Origin of the sequence: Nocardia sp. NPDC060259, assembly GCF_042728775.1 — a bacterium.
GTDB lineage: Bacteria > Actinomycetota > Actinomycetes > Mycobacteriales > Mycobacteriaceae > Nocardia.
Genome location: NZ_JBHXAY010000060.1, coordinates 26,611 through 42,894 on the forward strand (window position 1 = coordinate 26,611; position 16,284 = coordinate 42,894).

15 protein-coding genes are annotated in these 16,284 nt (G+C 69.7%); 2 read left to right on the plus strand and 13 right to left on the minus strand.

What is annotated here, in order from left to right:
* Positions 1–8: 8 nt before the first annotated feature.
* The 6 genes from ACFWF2_RS21325 to ACFWF2_RS21350 form a co-directional block, all read right to left on the minus strand.
* Complete coding sequence (locus ACFWF2_RS21325; RefSeq protein ID WP_379309177.1) at positions 9–2,705, minus strand: DEAD/DEAH box helicase; 2,697 nt, start codon at positions 2,703–2,705, stop codon at positions 9–11.
* Between the two features lie 3 nt (positions 2,706–2,708).
* Positions 2,709–3,662, minus strand: a complete 954-nt coding sequence (tatC, locus tag ACFWF2_RS21330) for a twin-arginine translocase subunit TatC (RefSeq protein ID WP_379309178.1) — start codon at positions 3,660–3,662, stop codon at positions 2,709–2,711.
* A gap of 96 nt (positions 3,663–3,758) precedes the next feature.
* A complete protein-coding gene (gene tatA, locus ACFWF2_RS21335) occupies positions 3,759–4,022 on the minus strand; it encodes a Sec-independent protein translocase subunit TatA (protein WP_378850534.1) in 264 nt (87 codons plus the stop codon).
* Between the two features lie 92 nt (positions 4,023–4,114).
* The gene (locus ACFWF2_RS21340) at positions 4,115–5,143 is read right to left on the minus strand and encodes a 2-dehydropantoate 2-reductase (protein ID WP_379309179.1); all 1,029 of its coding nucleotides are present in this window, start codon (positions 5,141–5,143) and stop codon (positions 4,115–4,117) included.
* Entirely contained in the window at positions 5,140–6,123 is a 984-nt protein-coding gene (locus tag ACFWF2_RS21345; RefSeq protein WP_379309180.1) for a helix-turn-helix transcriptional regulator, read from the minus strand. The genes ACFWF2_RS21340 and ACFWF2_RS21345 overlap by 4 nt, the downstream gene beginning before the upstream one ends.
* A complete protein-coding gene (locus ACFWF2_RS21350; protein WP_379309181.1) occupies positions 6,120–7,115 on the minus strand; it encodes a helix-turn-helix transcriptional regulator in 996 nt (331 codons plus the stop codon). Before ACFWF2_RS21350 ends, ACFWF2_RS21345 begins: the two co-directional genes overlap by 4 nt.
* Before the next feature lie 105 nt (positions 7,116–7,220).
* On the opposite strand from ACFWF2_RS21350, the gene ACFWF2_RS21355 reads away from it, so the two are divergent.
* Positions 7,221–7,529 carry an MTH1187 family thiamine-binding protein gene (locus ACFWF2_RS21355; RefSeq protein ID WP_379309182.1) on the plus strand — a complete coding sequence of 103 codons (309 nt, stop codon included), beginning with the start codon at positions 7,221–7,223 and terminating at the stop codon, positions 7,527–7,529.
* A gap of 42 nt (positions 7,530–7,571) precedes the next feature.
* Here the strand turns inward: ACFWF2_RS21355 and ACFWF2_RS21360 are convergent, their stop codons facing one another.
* From ACFWF2_RS21360 to ACFWF2_RS21385, 6 genes are read right to left on the minus strand one after another with little or no spacing between them, the layout of a single operon-like run.
* Positions 7,572–8,027, minus strand: a complete 456-nt coding sequence (locus ACFWF2_RS21360; RefSeq protein ID WP_379309183.1) for a MaoC family dehydratase — start codon at positions 8,025–8,027, stop codon at positions 7,572–7,574.
* On the minus strand, positions 8,024–9,517 hold the full coding sequence (locus tag ACFWF2_RS21365) for a long-chain fatty acid--CoA ligase (RefSeq protein ID WP_379309184.1): 1,494 nt from the start codon (positions 9,515–9,517) through the stop codon (positions 8,024–8,026). The genes ACFWF2_RS21360 and ACFWF2_RS21365 overlap by 4 nt, the downstream gene beginning before the upstream one ends.
* A gap of 8 nt (positions 9,518–9,525) precedes the next feature.
* A complete protein-coding gene (gene pcaF, locus ACFWF2_RS21370; RefSeq protein ID WP_379309185.1) occupies positions 9,526–10,737 on the minus strand; it encodes a 3-oxoadipyl-CoA thiolase in 1,212 nt (403 codons plus the stop codon).
* Positions 10,734–11,891: an acyl-CoA dehydrogenase family protein gene (locus ACFWF2_RS21375; protein ID WP_379309187.1), complete on the minus strand. Its 1,158-nt coding sequence runs from the start codon at positions 11,889–11,891 to the stop codon at positions 10,734–10,736. Before ACFWF2_RS21375 ends, pcaF begins: the two co-directional genes overlap by 4 nt.
* A 22-nt stretch (positions 11,892–11,913) precedes the next feature.
* The gene (gene fabG, locus ACFWF2_RS21380) at positions 11,914–12,666 is read right to left on the minus strand and encodes a 3-oxoacyl-ACP reductase FabG (RefSeq protein ID WP_379309188.1); all 753 of its coding nucleotides are present in this window, start codon (positions 12,664–12,666) and stop codon (positions 11,914–11,916) included.
* 16 nt (positions 12,667–12,682) lie between these two features.
* Positions 12,683–13,834 (minus strand): acyl-CoA dehydrogenase family protein, encoded by a 1,152-nt coding sequence (locus tag ACFWF2_RS21385; RefSeq protein ID WP_379309189.1) that lies wholly within the window; start codon positions 13,832–13,834, stop codon positions 12,683–12,685.
* 138 nt (positions 13,835–13,972) lie between these two features.
* Between ACFWF2_RS21385 and ACFWF2_RS21390 the strand changes: the two genes are divergently transcribed.
* Entirely contained in the window at positions 13,973–14,608 is a 636-nt protein-coding gene (locus ACFWF2_RS21390; RefSeq protein WP_379309190.1) for a TetR/AcrR family transcriptional regulator, read from the plus strand.
* A gap of 93 nt (positions 14,609–14,701) precedes the next feature.
* Here ACFWF2_RS21390 and pafA read toward each other — a convergent pair whose 3' ends face one another.
* The gene (pafA, locus tag ACFWF2_RS21395) at positions 14,702–16,060 is read right to left on the minus strand and encodes a Pup--protein ligase (RefSeq protein WP_355275500.1); all 1,359 of its coding nucleotides are present in this window, start codon (positions 16,058–16,060) and stop codon (positions 14,702–14,704) included.
* Positions 16,061–16,284 lie beyond the last annotated feature (224 nt).

Genomic DNA, 16,284 nt, shown 5'->3' on the forward strand with positions numbered 1-16,284 from the left:
CGTATCGACTACGCGGCGTCCACCGCGACGACACCTCTCCGGACGGCGCGCACGGCCTTGGCCGCGGTGGCCGCGATCTCGGGATCGTCGGCGGTGTTGTGGATCTGGTCGAGCAGGTCGATGACCTGCCTGCACCAACGCACGAAATCACCCGCCGACAGCGGCGTGCCCTGATCGCCGCTGGCCAGCAACGCCTCGGCCAATGCGTCACCACGGGCCCACTTGTAGACGCCGGTGACGAAGCCGAGGTCGGGTTCGCGAGTCGGCGGCAGCTTGTGCCGCGCCTCGTCGGCACGCAGCTGCGTCCACACCTCGATGGTGGCGCCGACGGCCCTGCGGATCGGCTCGGTCGGGCCGGACGCGGTCAGGAAGCCGCCCTCCTGGCGCGACTCGTAGACCAGCGTGGACACCACCGCGGCGAGCTCGGCCGGGCCGAGTCCGCGCCACAGCCCCTGCCGCAGCACCTCGGCGACGACCAGGTCGCTCTCGGCGTAGATCCGGGCCAGGCGCCTGCCGTCGGCGGTCACTTCACCGCGCTCGACGAACCCGCGTTCCTCGAGCAGCCCGACGATCCGGTCGAAGGTGCGCGCCAGCGAATTCGTCGTCGCGGCAACCTTCTGGCGCATCGTCTCGGTCTCGCGCGCGAGCCGGGCGTACCGCTCGCCGGTGCGGCTGAGCTGTTCCCGATCGGGCCGGGTGTGCGCCGGGTGCGAGCGCAGGCTGCGGCGCAGGGTCGAGAGTTCACGATCCTCGCCGGCGCGGGTGTGGTCGTTGCGCCTGCGCCTGCCCGGCGCGGAGATGCCGGTGCTGCGCAGCGCCGAGGCGAGGTCGCGGCGGATGCGGGCGGTCCGGTGATCGACGCGCCGCGGCAACCGCATGTGGCCCAGCGCTTCGGCGGGAACGGGGAAGTCGGCCGCCGAGACCCGGCCCGCCCAGTGGTCTTCGGTGAGCACCAGCGGACGCGGGTCGCCGGGGGTCTGATCGGGTTCCAGGATCACCGCGAGCCCGGCTCGCCTGCCCGACGGGATCGCCACCACGTCACCGCGGCGCAGTTCGATCAGCGCCTTCACCGCGGCGCCGCGCCGGTCGGCCCTGCCCTGCTGCTGGATCTCGCGCTCGCGCTGCTTGATCCGCTCCCGCAACGACAGGTACTCCATGAACCCGCCGTCGACGCCGCCGAGCTGACTCTCCAGCTTGCGCATCGCGCCCTGATTGCGTTCGATGCCACGCACCAGCCCGACCACCGACCGGTCGGCCTGGAACTGGGCGAAGGACCGCTCGAGCAGCGCCCGCGCCTCCTGCGCGCCCATCCGGTCGATCAGGTTGATCGACATGTTGTAGCCCGGCCGGAACGAGCTGCGCAGCGGATAGGTGCGGGTGGAGGCCAGGCCGGCGACCGCGCTGGTGTCGACCTCGGGCTGCCACAGCACCACCGCGTGACCCTCGATGTCGATGCCGCGCCTGCCCGCGCGCCCGGTGAGCTGCGTGTACTCGCCCGGGGTCAGCTCGGCGTGGGATTCACCGTTGAACTTCACCAGGCGCTCGAGCACGACGGTCCGCGCCGGCATGTTGATGCCGAGGGCCAGGGTCTCGGTGGCGAAGACCGCGCGCACCAGGCCCTTGACGAACAGTTCCTCCACGGTGTGCCGGAACGCGGGCAGCATGCCCGCGTGGTGCGCGGCCAGCCCGCGGTGCAGCGCCTCGCGCCACTCCCAGTAGCCGAGCACTTCCAGATCACCCTTGGGCAGGTCGCCGGTGTGCTTCTCGATGATCTCGTCGATCCGTTCGGCCTCGTCCGGCCTGCTCAGGTCGAGTCGCGCCCGCAGGCACTGCGCCAGCGCGCCGTCGCAGCCCGCGCGGCTGAAGATGAACGTGATCGCGGGCAGCAGGCCTTCCTCGTCGAGGCGGGCCAGCACCTCCGGGCGCGGCAGCGGGCGGAAGTTACCGCGCGCGCCACGACCGCGCGGGCCGCCGTAGCCCTGCATCCGGTCGGCGGCTTCGCGCTGGCGGATGAACCGCACGAGGTCTTCGTCGACCAGCACCTTCTGGTCGCTGGATTTCGTGTCGAACAGGTCGAACATCCGTCTGCCGACCATCACGTGCTGCCACAGCGGCACCGGCCTGGTCTCGTCGACCACCACCGCGGTGTCGCCGCGCACGGTCTCCATCCACGCGCCGAACTCCTCGGCGTTGGACACCGTCGCCGACAGACTCACCAGCCGCACGTCCGGCGACAGGTGCAGGATGACTTCCTCCCACACCGCGCCGCGGAACCGGTCGGCCAGGTAGTGCACCTCGTCCATCACCACGTAGGACAGTCCGCGCAGCGAATCCGAGGACGCGTAGAGCATGTTGCGCAGCACTTCGGTGGTCATCACGACCACCGGTGCGTCGGGGTTGATCGACTGGTCACCGGTGAGCAGGCCGACGCTGTCGCGGCCGTAGCGTGCGGTCAGGTCGGCGAACTTCTGGTTCGACAGTGCCTTGATCGGCGTGGTGTAGAAGCATTTGCCGCCCGAGGCCAGCGCCATGTGGACCGCGAATTCACCGACGATCGTCTTGCCCGCGCCGGTCGGGGCGCAGACGAGCACGCTGTGCCCGTCTTCCAGCGCCGCGCAGGCGGTCCGCTGGAATGGGTCGAGATCGAACGAGATTTCGCTGGCGAACTGCGCCAACTCGTTGGCCCGCGCGGGAGAATCGGTCACCCGTCAGAGCGTATCGGAGTAGTCCGACACCGGACGGGTGGTTTTCTCAGGGTCGGCGACCGGGTCGGCGGGCCGGACGGGTTCCGGGGTGTCCAGCGGCGAGGCTTCCTCGTCCGAGAGCGCGCCCCAGCCCTCGTTCGCCGCGCGACGGGCCCGGCGGGCGTCGTTGAAGCGGGCGAACTGCACCGCCAGCTCGAACAGGACCGTCAGCGCGATGGCCAGCGCCAGCATCGAGAACGGGTCCTGCGGTGTCACGATCGCGGCGAAGACGAACAGGCCGAAGATGATGCCGCGCCGCCACGCCTTGAGCTTGACGTAGGGCAGCACGCCGACCAGGTTCAGCCCGATGATCACCAGTGGCGTCTCGAAGCTGACGCCGAAGATGATCAGCAACTGGATGATGAAGCCGAAGTACTGGGTACCGCTGAGCGCGGTGATCTGGACGTTGTCACCGATGGTCAACAGGAACGACAACGCGTGCGAGACGACGACGTAGGCCAGCACCGCGCCCGTCACGAACAGCACCGTGCCCGAGACAACGAACCCGACCGCGTACTTGCGTTCCTTCGCGTACAGGCCGGGGGTGATGAACGCCCACAGCTGGTACAGCCAGAACGGCGCCGCCATGACCACGCCCGCAGTGAAGCCGACCTTCAAGCGCAACATGAACTGCTCGAACGGCGCGGTCGCCAGCAGGCGGCAGGCGCCGTCGGGGCTCAGGCTCGCGCGCGCCGATTCCGGCAGCGAACAGTAGGGCCCGCGCAGGATCTCGCCGAGGCTCTCGAGGCCGAAGAGGGAATGCGCGTACCAGAAGAAGCCGATCAGCGTGGTGACCGCGATCGCGGCCAGCGCCAGCAACAGCCGGGTGCGCAGTTCCTGCAGGTGCTCGACCAACGACATGGTGCCGTCGGGATTCGTCCTGCGCTTGCTGCGCCGTGGATCGAACGGAATGCGCATGGTGGGTGGTGGCCTCTAACCCTCGACGTCGGCGGTTGCTCGCGAAACAGCACTCAGCCCCGGAGCGTTATCCGCGCTCCGGGGTGAACACCGAGGTCAGACCGACTTCTGGCCCGGCTGCGGTTCGACGATCGGGGTCTGCGCCTGCGGGGCGGACGCGGGCAGCTGCTGCTGCGGCGCCTGCGGGGCGGGCGGATTGGCCTGCGTGGCCGACTCCGACTGCATCTGCCCGACCTCGCTCTTGAAGATCCGCAGCGACCGGCCGAGACCGCGCGCCGCGTCCGGCAGCCGCTTCGCGCCGAAGAGCAGGACGAACAGCAACGCGATGATCAGCAGGTGCGTCCAGCTGAACGTGCCCATTATCAGATACCTCCAAAGACTGTGGTGATTACCGATGCTACCTGCACCGCGGCGGTGGTGACCGGTCACCCGCAGCGGTGTTCGCCACGCGTTCAACCCTGCACGGCGGCAGCCGCCCCGGTCAGCTCCGCGAACAACCGGCTTCCGCTGAACCGCCGGGTGTCCCCGGATTCGGCATTGCGGATCAGCTCGGTGAGCCTGCGGTTGACCGGCGTCGGGCGCCCGACCATCTCGCCGAGGCGCACGATTTCACCGCACAGCCACGCGATTTCCGTGCGCCTGCCCAGGGCAAGGTCGTCGGCCATGGACGAGCGGGCGAGCGGGTCGATGGCCAGTACCCGGCCGAACACCCGGCGGAAGATCGAGTCGGGCACACGCAGCAGATGCACCATCAGCTCGGGCGGTACCGGCGTCAGCTGGGCGGGCCGAATTCGCGCAGTGTTCATCACCGCGAGCGCTTCGGCCTGGGTGAGCGCGAGGCAGCGCCGGTAGTCACGCTCGGCGAGTTCTTCGCGCAGCGGACGCCCCGAGAGCGCGTTGATCGGGTTGTTCAGGTTGAGCAGCAGCTTGGCCCACTGCACCGGACGCAGGTCGCGATGGCGGCGCAGCGGCAGGCCCGCGGCCCGGAAGCGCTCGGCGAACCGGTCGACCACCGGGTCGTCCTGGATCGCCACGACGCCGTCGCTGGCCCGGTGGAAACGGCCGTGGTCGCGGTGCACGACATTGAACATCACCATGCCCGCCAGCACGATGCTGGTGGGCAGGATCTCCCGGATCAGGGTGTCGTTGCCGATGCCGTTCTGCAGGCTCACCACCGGGGTGCCGGGGCGCAGCCTGCCCGCGACGGTCCTGGCTACCGCCGCGGTGGCGGCGGATTTCACGGTGACGAGGACGAGGTCGGCCAGTTCCGGTTCGTCCGGTTCCAGGGCCAGCCCGAAGCGGTCGGGCGGGACGTCGGTGACGCCGCCGTCGAGGTCGGTCAGGTGCAGACCGTGCTCGGCGATGTCGTCGAGGACACGCTGACGCCCGACGAAGATCACTTCCATGCCGGCCGCGGCCAGATGACCGCCGATGAAGACCCCGATGCTGCCGGCGCCGAGGACCAGTACTCGCTGGTTCACGCGGGTTCGGTCTCCCCCGGCAGTCCGGCGGCCGCGTACGCGGCCAGTGCCGCGTCGGCCCGGTCACGCACCGCCGCCACCAGCTCCGGTGGGCCAAGCACGCTCACGCCCGTGCCGAAGCCGAGCAGCAGTCGCGCCATCCAGTCCGCGGTCGCGAACCGCATGCCCGCCTCGATGCTGCCGTCGGGCCTGGACTGGATGCGGTGCATCGGGTACTGGTCGAGCACCCAGGCGTAGTCGGCGCGGATCCGCAGCCTGGCCAGCGGCACGTCGGGATCGTCCTGGAACAGGTCGAGGGCGGCCGCGTCGGTGGCGGCGTGGCTGGGCGGGCGGGCGGGTTCGTCGAGTTCGGTGGCGTCCTCGATCCGGTCGAACCGGAACAGCCGGACGCCCTCGGCCTGCCTGCACCACCCCTGCAGGTAGCTGTTGTTGTCGACCAGCACCACCCGGATGGGGTCGACGATCCGCTCCGAGACCTCGTCGCGGCTGGCCGAGTAGTAGACCAGACGCACGGCGCGGGTGTCGGCGAGCGCGGCGCGCACGGTGGCGACGACCGGCTGCTCCACGGGCACGTCGACGGGCTTGCCGGTGACGACGGCGTCGCTGCTGGCGATGGCCGATTCGATCTTGGCGATCGCGGCGTGCGCGGCGGTCGGGTCGACCATGCCCGGCATCTCCACGATGGAGCGCAGCGCAACCAGCAGCGCGGTCGCCTCGGTGGAGGTCAGTCGTAGTGGCCTTTCGATGCCCGCGGAGAAGGTGACCTCGATGCTCTCCTCGGAGAACGACAGGTCGATCAGGTCGCCGGGCCCGTAGCCGGGCAGCCCGCACATCCACAGCTGATTCAGGTCGCTCATCAGCTGCTTGGTGGTCACGCCGAGCTCGGCGGCGGCCTCGGCCGCGCTGATGCCCGGGTGCGCGAGCAGGTACGGCACCATGTTCAACAGGCGCGAAAGGCGTAGGGACAGGCGCGAACTCACGACGTCACCTCCGTGTGGTCGAGTACCGACCGTAGCCGGTTCATCACGTCGGCGCGCAGTTCCGGTGGATCAAGCACGAGCACGTCGGGGCCGAGGCCGGTGATCAGGCGGGCCACCCAGTCGCGCGAGCGGACCGGGACTTCCACGACCGACCCGTCGCGGCCACCGAGTTCCCTGGTGCCGACCTCGGTGCCGATGCGGCGCAGCTCGCGTCCGCGGCCCTTGGCGACCCACACGGTGGCCGATCCGGTGACGGGCGCGTCACCGGTGACGCGGTCGACGATGGCGCGCAGGTCGGCGTCCTCGGGTTTGCGGACCGCGTTGTGCGGACCGTACGGGGTGACCTCGCCGCCGATGCGGGACAGCCGGAAGGTCCGCACGGCGGCACGCTCCCGATCGTGCCCGACCAGGTACCAGCGACCGTGCCGGGTGACCACACCCCACGGCTCGACATCCCGGGTGACGAACGGATCGGTGACGGCGCTGTGGTGCCCGAAGCGCACCGCCTGCCCTGCGTCGATCGCGGCGAGCAGCTCGCGCAGCACGGGCTCGGATCCGCGGGTGCGGGCGGGGACCGCGGGCACCGACACCCCGACGTTCTCGGTTTCGACGGTGACGCCCGCCGCGCGCAGCTTCAGCAGCGCGCCCTCGGCGGCGCTCGCGAGTTCCGGCGACGCCCACATCTGCACGGCGACCGCGACCGCGGCCGCTTCCTCGCTGGACAGGTCGATGTCGGGCAGTTCGTAGGCGTCCCGGTTGATCCGGTATCCCTCGAGTGTCGAGAACCGCCCCACCGGACCGACTTCCAGCGGAATGCCCAGATCGCGCAGTTCGTTCTTGTCGCGCTCGAACATCCGGCTGAACGCCTCGTCGGTCGCGGAGTCCTCGTAACCGGCCACGCTGGCGCGAATGCGCTCCGCGCTCAGGAACTGCCGGGTCGACAGCAGCGCGATGACCAGATTCATCAGCCGCTCGACCTTGGATATCGCCACGCGATAGAGGGTAATGGTCGCGCTGCGGTCACGGCGCGTCGGCGCACGGTTGCGGGCCCGGCGGGGCGGCATGATGATCCGGGTACCCGTAGCGAAAGGATCACCATGCTTGTCGCGTTCTCCGTGGCGCCCAGTGGCGCGGCCAAGGCCGACGGGTCGGTCGGGGAAGCCGTGGCGGCGGCGGTGCGCGTGGTGCGGGCCTCGGGGCTGCCGAACCGCACCGATGCGATGTTCACCACGATCGAGGGTGACTGGGACGAGGTGATGGCCGTGGTGAAGGCGGCCTGCGACGCGATTCTCGCGGTCGCACCGCGGTGCAGCCTGGTCCTGAAAGCCGATCTGCGGCCGGGCGTCACCGACATGCTCACCGCGAAGGTGGAGACGGTCGAGCGGTACCTGGCCGACGACGACTAGCGACCGGCGGCACGATCTCGTCCGTGCCGCCGGTCGGCGTGGTCAGCTCAGGTAGCGGGCGATGGCGTCGGCCACGCAGGCGGGCCGTTCGGCGCCCTCGAGTTCGACCGTGACGCGCCGGTGCGCCTGCACGCCGCCGGGCACCTCGGTGACCTCGGTGAGCGCGACCCGGCCGCGGATCCGGCTGCCGACCGGGACCGGTGTCAGGAAGCGGACCCGGTCGAGGCCGTAGTTGATCGCGGCGCTCGCGGCGCTGACGGTCATCACCTGCTGGGTGATCGGCACGATCAGCGACAGCGTGAGGAAGCCGTGCGCGATGGTCGTGCCGTACGGGCCGGCGGCGGCTCGCACCGGGTCGACGTGGATCCACTGGTGATCACCGGTGGCCTCGGCGAACCGGTCGATCCGGTCCTGATCGATCGTGATCCAGTCACCGGGGCCGAGCTCGGTTCCCGCGGCGGCGCGCAGGGCGTCGAAATCGGCGAAATCCGTTGTCATGCCGCTCCTCCGAATCGACGGCGCAGTTCGCGCTTGAGCACTTTGTGGGTGGGTCCGAGCGGGAGTTCGGTGACGAACTCGACGCGGCGCGGGTACTTGTACCTGGCGACCTGTTCTCTGCCGAACTCGATCACGTCCTGCTCGGTCAGCTCACCGTCGGGGACGACGACGGCCACGATCTCCTCACCGTAATGCTCGTCGGGCACCCCGATCACGGCGACCTGCGCGATCCTCGGATGCCGCATCAGCGCCGCCTCGACCTCGGTCGGATAGACGTTGAATCCGCCGCGCAGGATCATCTCCTTGATCCGGTCGACGATCCGCACCCGGCCGGTCTCGTCGCGTGTGCCCAGATCACCGGTGCGGAACCACCCGTCGACCACCGCCGCCGCGGTCGCTTCCGGTCTGCCGGTGTACCCGGTGAACACGTTGTGCCCGCGCACCACCACCTCACCGGTCGCCCCGACCGGCAGCAACACGATCCGGTCGGTGATCGCGGGGTCGGCGATCTCCACGTCGACGCCCCACACCGGATGTCCGACGGTGCCCGCCTCGGTGCCGTAGATCGGCTGGTTGACCGCCGCGGTCGGCGAGGTTTCCGACAGTCCGTAACCCTCGAGCACCGGTGCGTGGAATACCCGTTCGAAGTCCTCGAGCACGGCCACCGGTAGCGCCGCGCCGCCGCTGACGCACAGTTTCAGCGCGGGCAGTTCCGGCGCGCTCGCCGCGGCCTCGATCAGTGCGATGTACATCGTCGGCACGCCGTGGAAGAGGTTGACGTTCTCCGCGGCCATCAACGAGACCGCTTCAGCCGCATCGAATCTCGGCATGAGCACCAGCGTGCCGCCGACCCGCCAGTGCGAGTTCATCGACACCGTCTGCCCGAACACATGGAACAGCGGCAGCGCGCCGAGGGCGATGTCGTCGCGGTGGATCTCGTTGGCGTCGAAGGTGTTCACCGTCGCGCACATCACCATGTTGAGGTGACTCAGCTCGGCGCCCTTGGGCGTGCCGGTGGTGCCGCTGGTATAGAACACCACCGCGGTGTCGAGCGGCCCGCGCGAGACGAACGCCGGAATCGGTTCGCCGACGAGCTCGTCGGGGGCGACGATGTCGATCCCCGCGCTACTCGCCGCCGCGGCGCCGGTCCGCGCCACCATCGGATGACAGATCAGCAGTGACGCTCCGCTGTCGCGCAGGACGTACTCCATCTCGGGTGCGGTGAGCAGCAGGTGCACGGGCACCACCGTCGCGCCTGCGGCGAGGATCGCGAAGTACGCGCGCGGGAAATCCGCGGTGTTCGGGCACAGCAGCGCGACCCGATCACCGGGACGGACCCCGCGCGCGATCAGGGCGCCCGCCTGTTCGCGCGCCTGCCGCCACAGGTCGGCGAAGGTGATGCGGTGTTCGCCCTCGATCAGCGCGAGGTGGTCCGGGCGGCGGCGGGCCGGTTCGGCGAGGATGCTCGCCAGGGAGAGTGTGGCATTCACGGGGTTTCCTAGTGTCGGCTGCTGCGGTGGAGATGGACCGCGAGGCCCTGCCCGACGCCGACGCACAGCGTGGCGACGGCATGCCGGGCCTCCCGGTCGGCGAGCTCGATGGCGGCGGTGAGCGCCAGGCGCGCGCCGCTGGCCCCGAGCGGGTGACCGAGGGCGATGGCGCCGCCGTTCGGGTTCACGTGCTCGGCGTCGTCGGGCAGGCCGAGTCCACGCAGCACGGCCAGCGCCTGCGCGGCGAAGGCCTCGTTGAGTTCGACGACGTCGATGCCGGCGATACCAAGACCTGTTCGCGCGAGCAGCTTCTCGACGGCGGGGACCGGGCCGATCCCCATGGTGCGCGGCGGCACACCGGCCACCGTGACCGCGCCGACCTCGGCCAGCGGCGTCAGGCCGTAGCGCCGCACCGCGGCTTCCGAAGCCAGCAGCACCGCGGCGGCACCGTCGTTGATCCCCGAGGAGTTGCCCGCGGTGATCGACCCGCCGGGCACCACGGCCCGCAGACCGGCCAGCGCCTCGATGCTGGTCTCGCGCGGATGTTCGTCGCGCTCGACGAGGACGGGTTCGCCCCGCCGCCGCGGGATCGGTACCGCGGTGATCTCGCGGGCCAGCCTGCCCCGCGCCATCGCCACGGCCGCCCGCTGCTGGGAGCGCAGCGCGAACGCGTCCTGGTCGGCGCGGGCGATGCCGTAGTCGTCGGCGACGTGCTGGGCGGTTTCGGGCATCGAGTCGATGCCGTACCGCTCCCGCATCCGCGGGTTCACCAACCGCCAGCCGAGCGTGGTGTCGGCGAGCTGGGCCGACCGTTCCCAGGGAGCACCGGTTTTGGGCAGGACGTAGGGCGCCCGCGTCATGGATTCGACACCGCCCGCGATCACCAGATCCGCATCGCCTGCCTTGATCGCTCTTGCCGCGTAGCCGACCGCGTCCAGCCCCGACGCGCACAGCCGGTTGACGGTCACGCCCGGCACATCCACCGGCAGCCCCGCCAGCAGTGCCGCCATCCGGGCGACATTGCGATTGTCCTCGCCCGCCTGGTTCGCGCACCCGAACACGACGTCGTCGACGGCCGCCCAGTCGACGGCCGGAAGCCGTTGCGTCAGTGCGGTGATCACGTGGGCGGCCAGGTCGTCGGGGCGCACGGCGGCCAGCGCGCCGCCGTAGCGGCCGAACGGCGTGCGGACGCCGTCGACCAGGTACGCGGGGCCGGTCACAAGCCCATGTCCTTGGCGATGATCATCTTCATCACCTCGCTGGTGCCGCCGTAGATGCGGTTCACCCGGTTGTCGGCGTACAACCGGGCCACCGGGTACTCGTTGATGTAGCCGTACCCGCCGTGCAGCTGCAGGCAGCGGTCGATCACCCGCGAGGCCATCTCGGTGCAGAACAGCTTCGCCGAGGCGGCATCGGCCGGGGTCAGTTCGCCGCGGTCGAGGGCATCGAGCGCGCGGTCGACCACGGCTTCGGCGGCGTCGACCTCGGCCCGGCAGGCCGCCAGCTCGAACTTGGTGTTCTGGAAGTGCGACACCGGCTGACCGAAAACCGTGCGGCCCCTGGTGTATTCGAGCGCGAACCGGATCGCGGACTTGGCCTGGGCGTAGGCGCCGACCGCGATGGACAGCCGCTCCTGCGGCAGGTTCTGCCCGAGGTAGCTGAAACCCCGGTGCGGTTCGCCGAGTAGATCGGTGACCGGCACCCGCACGTCGGTGAAGGACAGTTCGGCGGTGTCGGACACCTTCAAGCCGAGCTTGTCGAGCTTGCGTCCGACGGTGTACCCCGGCGACTTCGTGTCGACGACGAACAGCGAAATGCCGTGGCGGCGATCGGAATCCGACGGCGGAGCGGTCCGGGCGCAGACGATCACCCGATCGGCATGGACGCCGCCGGTGATGAACGTCTTCGCACCGTTGAGCACATAGTGCGTGCCGTCCTCGGACAGCTGCGCGGTGGTGCGCATGCCCGCCAGGTCCGATCCGGTGCCCGGCTCGGTCATCGCGATGGCGAACATCATCTCCCCGGACACGAAGCCCGGCAGCCACCGCTGCTTCTGCTCGTCGGTCGCCAGGTTCTTCAGATAGGGAAGGCACAACCCGACGTGCACGCCCGAACCGCCGAAAGACACACCGGCACGGGCGGTTTCCTCCATGAGGATCGCCTGGAACTTGAACGAGTCGATCCCGGCGCCGCCGTACTCCTCGGGCACCTCGATACCGAAAACACCCAGATCGGCCAGACTGCGGTAGAACTCGCGCGGCACGATGCCCGCCTCGTACCACTGCTCGTACACGGGAACGACCTGCGATTCGATGAACGCGCGCGCCGTCTTGCGGAACGCCTCGTGCTCATCGGTGAAAACTGTGCGCTGCATGATGATCTCCGGAAATCTCTCTTCAGAGACGGCGTCCGCCGTCGACATACACGGTCTGGCCGGTGACGAACCCGGCATCGTCGGAGGCGAGGAACGCGACAACCGCGGCGATGTCGTCGGGCGTGCCGACCCGGCGCAGCGGCGTGATCTCGGCTGTCTTGGCCTGCAACTCTTCGGCACTCACCCCGATCCGCGCTGCGGTGGCGGCGGTCATCTCGGTGGCGATGAACCCGGGGGCGACAGCGTTGACGCGGATACCGAACGGGCCGAGTTCCATGGCCAGCGTGCGGGTCAGGCCCTGGATACCGGCCTTGGCCGCGGCGTAGTTGGCCTGCCCGCGGTTACCCAGCGCCGACACGCTCGAGGTGTTGACGATCGCGCCGCCACCACGTTCCACCATGTGCTTCTGGGCGGCCTTGCTGCACAGGAAGGCACCACGCAGGTGCACCGCCATGACGGTGTCCCAGTCGTCCACCGACATCTTGAACAGCAGGTTGTCGCGCAGCACGCCCGCGTTGTTCACCAGCACGTCCAGCGAGCCCAGGTCGGCGACGGTGCGCGCCACCGCGTCGGCCACCGAGGCTTCGTCGGCGACATCGCAGCCGACGCCGATGGCGGTACCGCCCGCCGCGTTGATCTTCCCGGCGGTCAGGACGGCGGCGTCGGCGTCGAGATCGACGACGGCGACCGCGAATCCGGCGGCGGCCAGCCGGGCCGCGGTGGCCGCGCCGATGCCGCGGGCCGCCCCGGTGACGAAGGCAGTTCTGTGGGTCATGCGTTGTACTCCTGTGTCAGACAATGGCGTTCACGCCGGTCAGCGCGCGGCCGATGAGCAGTTTCTGGATCTGGGTGGTGCCCTCGTAGAGGGTCAGCACGCGCGCGTCGCGCAGATACTTGGCGACGGGGTACTCATCGATGTAGCCGTACCCGCCGAACACCTGGATGGCGTTGTTCGCCGCCTTCACCGCGGCCTCGGAGGCGTACAGCTTCGCCATCGACGCCGCCGTGCCGAACGGCTCGCCCCGGTCGACGAGATCGGCCGCGCGCCACGCCAGCAGGCGCGCGGCCTCGGTCTCGACGGCGATATCGGCGAGCAGTTCCTGCACCAGCTGATAGCCGGCGATCGGCTTGCCGAACTGTTCGCGCTCCCCCGCGTAGCGCACCGCCGCCTCGAGGCACGCCCGCGCCAGACCGACACACCCCGCGGCGACGCCCATGCGGCCCTTGTCCAGCGCCGCCATCGCGATCCGGAACCCCTGCCCCTCCTCGCCGAGGCGCAGCGCATCCGGCACGCGCACCCGATCGAGGACCAGTTCGGCGGTGGCCTGGCCACGCAGGCCGAGCTTGCCCTTGATCTCGGTGCGGCCGAAGCCCGGGGCATCGGTCGGCACGAGGAACGCGGTCACGCCCTTCGGCCCCGGTCCCCCGGTGCGCGCGAACACGAGCGCGACGTCGGCCCAGGTGCCGTTGGTGATGAAGATCTTGGTGCCGTCGATGATCCAGTCCGACCCGTCACGGGTGGCGCGGGTGATCAGGTTCGCGGCATCGGAGCCGGTGCCCGGCTCGGTGAGCGCGAAGCAGCCCAGCTGCTCGCCCGCGCACAGCGGCGGCAGGAAGCGGCGCTTCTGTTCCTCGCTGCCGTACGTCGCTATCGACTTGCCGACCAGTCCGAGCGAGACCGACACGATGCCGCGCACCGCGCTGTCACCCCGGCCGAGCTCTTCGAGCAGCACACAGTAGGCCAGAGCGTCACCGCCGGAACCGCCGTACTCCTCGTCGATCCCGATCCCGAGGAACCCCAGCGCGCCGAGCTTGCCGACGATCGCCGGGTCGACCGATTCCTCCCGGTCCCAGTGCGCGGCATGCGGCACGACTTCCTTGTCCACCCACGTGCGGGCGAGCTCGCGCAGATCGCTGTGCGCTTGTGTGAGTGCGAGATCCATCGGACCACTCCTGAACCAAACGGTGTTAGGTTTACTCGGGCACCGTATCCTAACGCCGTTCGGTTAATCAAGGGCCGAAATGCCCATCGGTGATAGCGTTCGTATCCCGACCGGACCCCGAGCAGACAGGAGTGGCACATGGCGCGGCCGCGCGTACCGCTGTTGAGCCGCGAGCGCATCCGCGACACCGCGCTGACCCTGATCGACCGGGACGGCCTGGCCGAGGTCTCCATGCGCAAGCTGGCCGCCGAACTCGGCGTGCAGGCCGCCTCGCTCTACGGCCATTACCCGAACAAGGACGACCTGTTCGACGACATCGCCACCGGCATCATGAGCCACGTCGACACCTCGGCGTTCGACACCGAGCCCTGGAACGAGGCACTGGCCGCCTGGGCGCGCAGCTATCGGTCGGCGCTGGTCGCGCACCCGAATTTCGTGCCCTACCTCGCCGCGGGCCCCGGCCGCCGCGCCGAGAACCTGCGCGCGGCCGACGCCGTGCACGGCGGCCTGGTCGGCGCGGGCTGGCCGCCGCGCTACGCGACCATGATCGGTGCGGCGACCCGCTACCTGGTGATGGGCTCGACGGTCGGTTCGTTCGCGGGCGGGTTCGCCGACGATGTGCAGGTCTACCGCGACCGCTATCCGCACCTGAACCAGGCGCACCTGCTGCGCGCGGTGGCCGAGGAGATCGACGACGACAGCTTCGAGCTGGCCCTGACCTCGTTCATCGCCGGCCTGAGCGCCACCTACGCGAACATCGTCAGCACCGGCTGAGCCCGTACGCGACGACGGGACCGGTGGCGCCTACGCATTCGCTCCCATGCGCCACCGGTCCCGTCGCAGATCCCCCCTGCTCAGGGGGTACGCCTACATCGAGGCGATCAGCCGATCGACGCGCTCGTCGACCGACCGGAACGGATCCTTGCACAGCACGGTGCGCTGCGCCTGATCGTTCAACTTCAGATGCACCCAGTCGACCGTGAAATCGCGGCCTGCCTCCTGAGCAGCGGTGATGAAGTCGCCGCGCAGCTTGGCCCGCGTGGTCTGCGGCGGGGTCTCCACCGCGGCGTCGACGGCCTCGTCCTCGGTGATCCGCTTGGCCAGACCCTTGCGCTGCAGCAGGTCGAAGACGCCGCGGCCGCGCTTGATGTCGTGGTAGGCCAGGTCGAGCTGGGCGATCTTCGGGTCGGACAGCTCCATGTTGTAGCGGTCCTGGTAGCGCTGGAACAGCTTGCGCTTGATCACCCAGTCGATCTCGGTGTCGACCTTGGCGAAGTCCTGCGCCTCGACCGCGTCGAGAGTGCGGCCCCACAGGTCCACCACCGCGTCGACCTGCGGATCGCGGTCGCGATTGCGTAGGTGCTCGACAGCACGGGCGTAGTACTCGCGCTGGATCTCGAGCGCGCTGGCCTGGCGTCCACCGGCCAGCCGCACCGGACGGCGGCCGGTCAGATCGTGGCTGACCTCGCGGATCGCCCGGATCGGGTTGTCGAGGGCGAAGTCGCGGAACGACACGCCCGCCTCGATCATCTCCAGCACCAGCGACGCCGTGCCCACCTTGAGCATGGTGGTCGGCTCGGCCATGTTCGAGTCGCCGACGATCACGTGCAGGCGCCGGTACTTCTCGGCGTCGGCGTGCGGCTCGTCGCGGGTGTTGATGATCGGGCGCGAGCGGGTGGTCGCCGAGGAGACGCCCTCCCAGATGTGCTCGGCGCGCTGCGACAGGCAGAACGTGGCCGCCTTGGGCGTCTGCAGGACCTTGCCCGCACCGCAGATGAGCTGGCGGGTGACCAGGAACGGCAGCAACACATCGGAGATCCGGGAGAACTCGCCGGCGCGGACCACGAGGAAGTTCTCGTGGCAGCCGTAGGAGTTGCCCGCGGAGTCGGTGTTGTTCTTGAACAGGTAGATGTCGCCGCCGATGCCTTCCTCGGCGAGACGCTGTTCGGCGTCTATGAGCAGGTCTTCCAGGACCCGCTCACCGGCCCGGTCGTGGGTGACCAGCTGCACCAGGCTGTCGCATTCTGCGGTGGCGTACTCGGGATGCGATCCGACGTCGAGGTACAACCTGGCACCGTTGCGAAGGAAGACATTAGAGCTACGGCCCCAGGACACCACCCGGCGGAACAGGTACCGGGCTACCTCGTCGGGGGACAGCCGACGGTGACCGTGGAAGGTGCATGTCACACCGAACTCGGTCTCGATCCCCATGATTCGTCGCTGCACATTATCGACACTACAGCCATGACCAGTGCCCGCGCGGCGCTCCGGACAACCCATCTGCATACGTGTTCACAACGATTCGGACAGTGCACGACAGCAATCGCGCTCTCCCGGCTCGGGAGCGTGTTCGCCATCTGGACCCCAGGGATGAAGTCGACCATCAGACCGGAGTATGGGGAGGCCCCCGGTGGGAGTGAACGCGGCTGCGACAGCTCTCTTCCCCAGGG

Coding starts and splice junctions, on each gene's coding strand:
- tatC (WP_379309178.1), bottom strand. CDS start 3,662: ATGCGCATTCCGTTCGATCCACGGCGCAGCAAGCGCAGGACGAATCCC.
- tatA (WP_378850534.1), bottom strand. CDS start 4,022: ATGGGCACGTTCAGCTGGACGCACCTGCTGATCATCGCGTTGCTGTTC.
- ACFWF2_RS21355 (WP_379309182.1), top strand. CDS start 7,221: ATGCTTGTCGCGTTCTCCGTGGCGCCCAGTGGCGCGGCCAAGGCCGAC.
- ACFWF2_RS21360 (WP_379309183.1), bottom strand. CDS start 8,027: ATGACAACGGATTTCGCCGATTTCGACGCCCTGCGCGCCGCCGCGGGA.
- ACFWF2_RS21375 (WP_379309187.1), bottom strand. CDS start 11,891: ATGCAGCGCACAGTTTTCACCGATGAGCACGAGGCGTTCCGCAAGACG.
- fabG (WP_379309188.1), bottom strand. CDS start 12,666: ATGACCCACAGAACTGCCTTCGTCACCGGGGCGGCCCGCGGCATCGGC.
- ACFWF2_RS21385 (WP_379309189.1), bottom strand. CDS start 13,834: ATGGATCTCGCACTCACACAAGCGCACAGCGATCTGCGCGAGCTCGCC.
- ACFWF2_RS21390 (WP_379309190.1), top strand. CDS start 13,973: ATGGCGCGGCCGCGCGTACCGCTGTTGAGCCGCGAGCGCATCCGCGAC.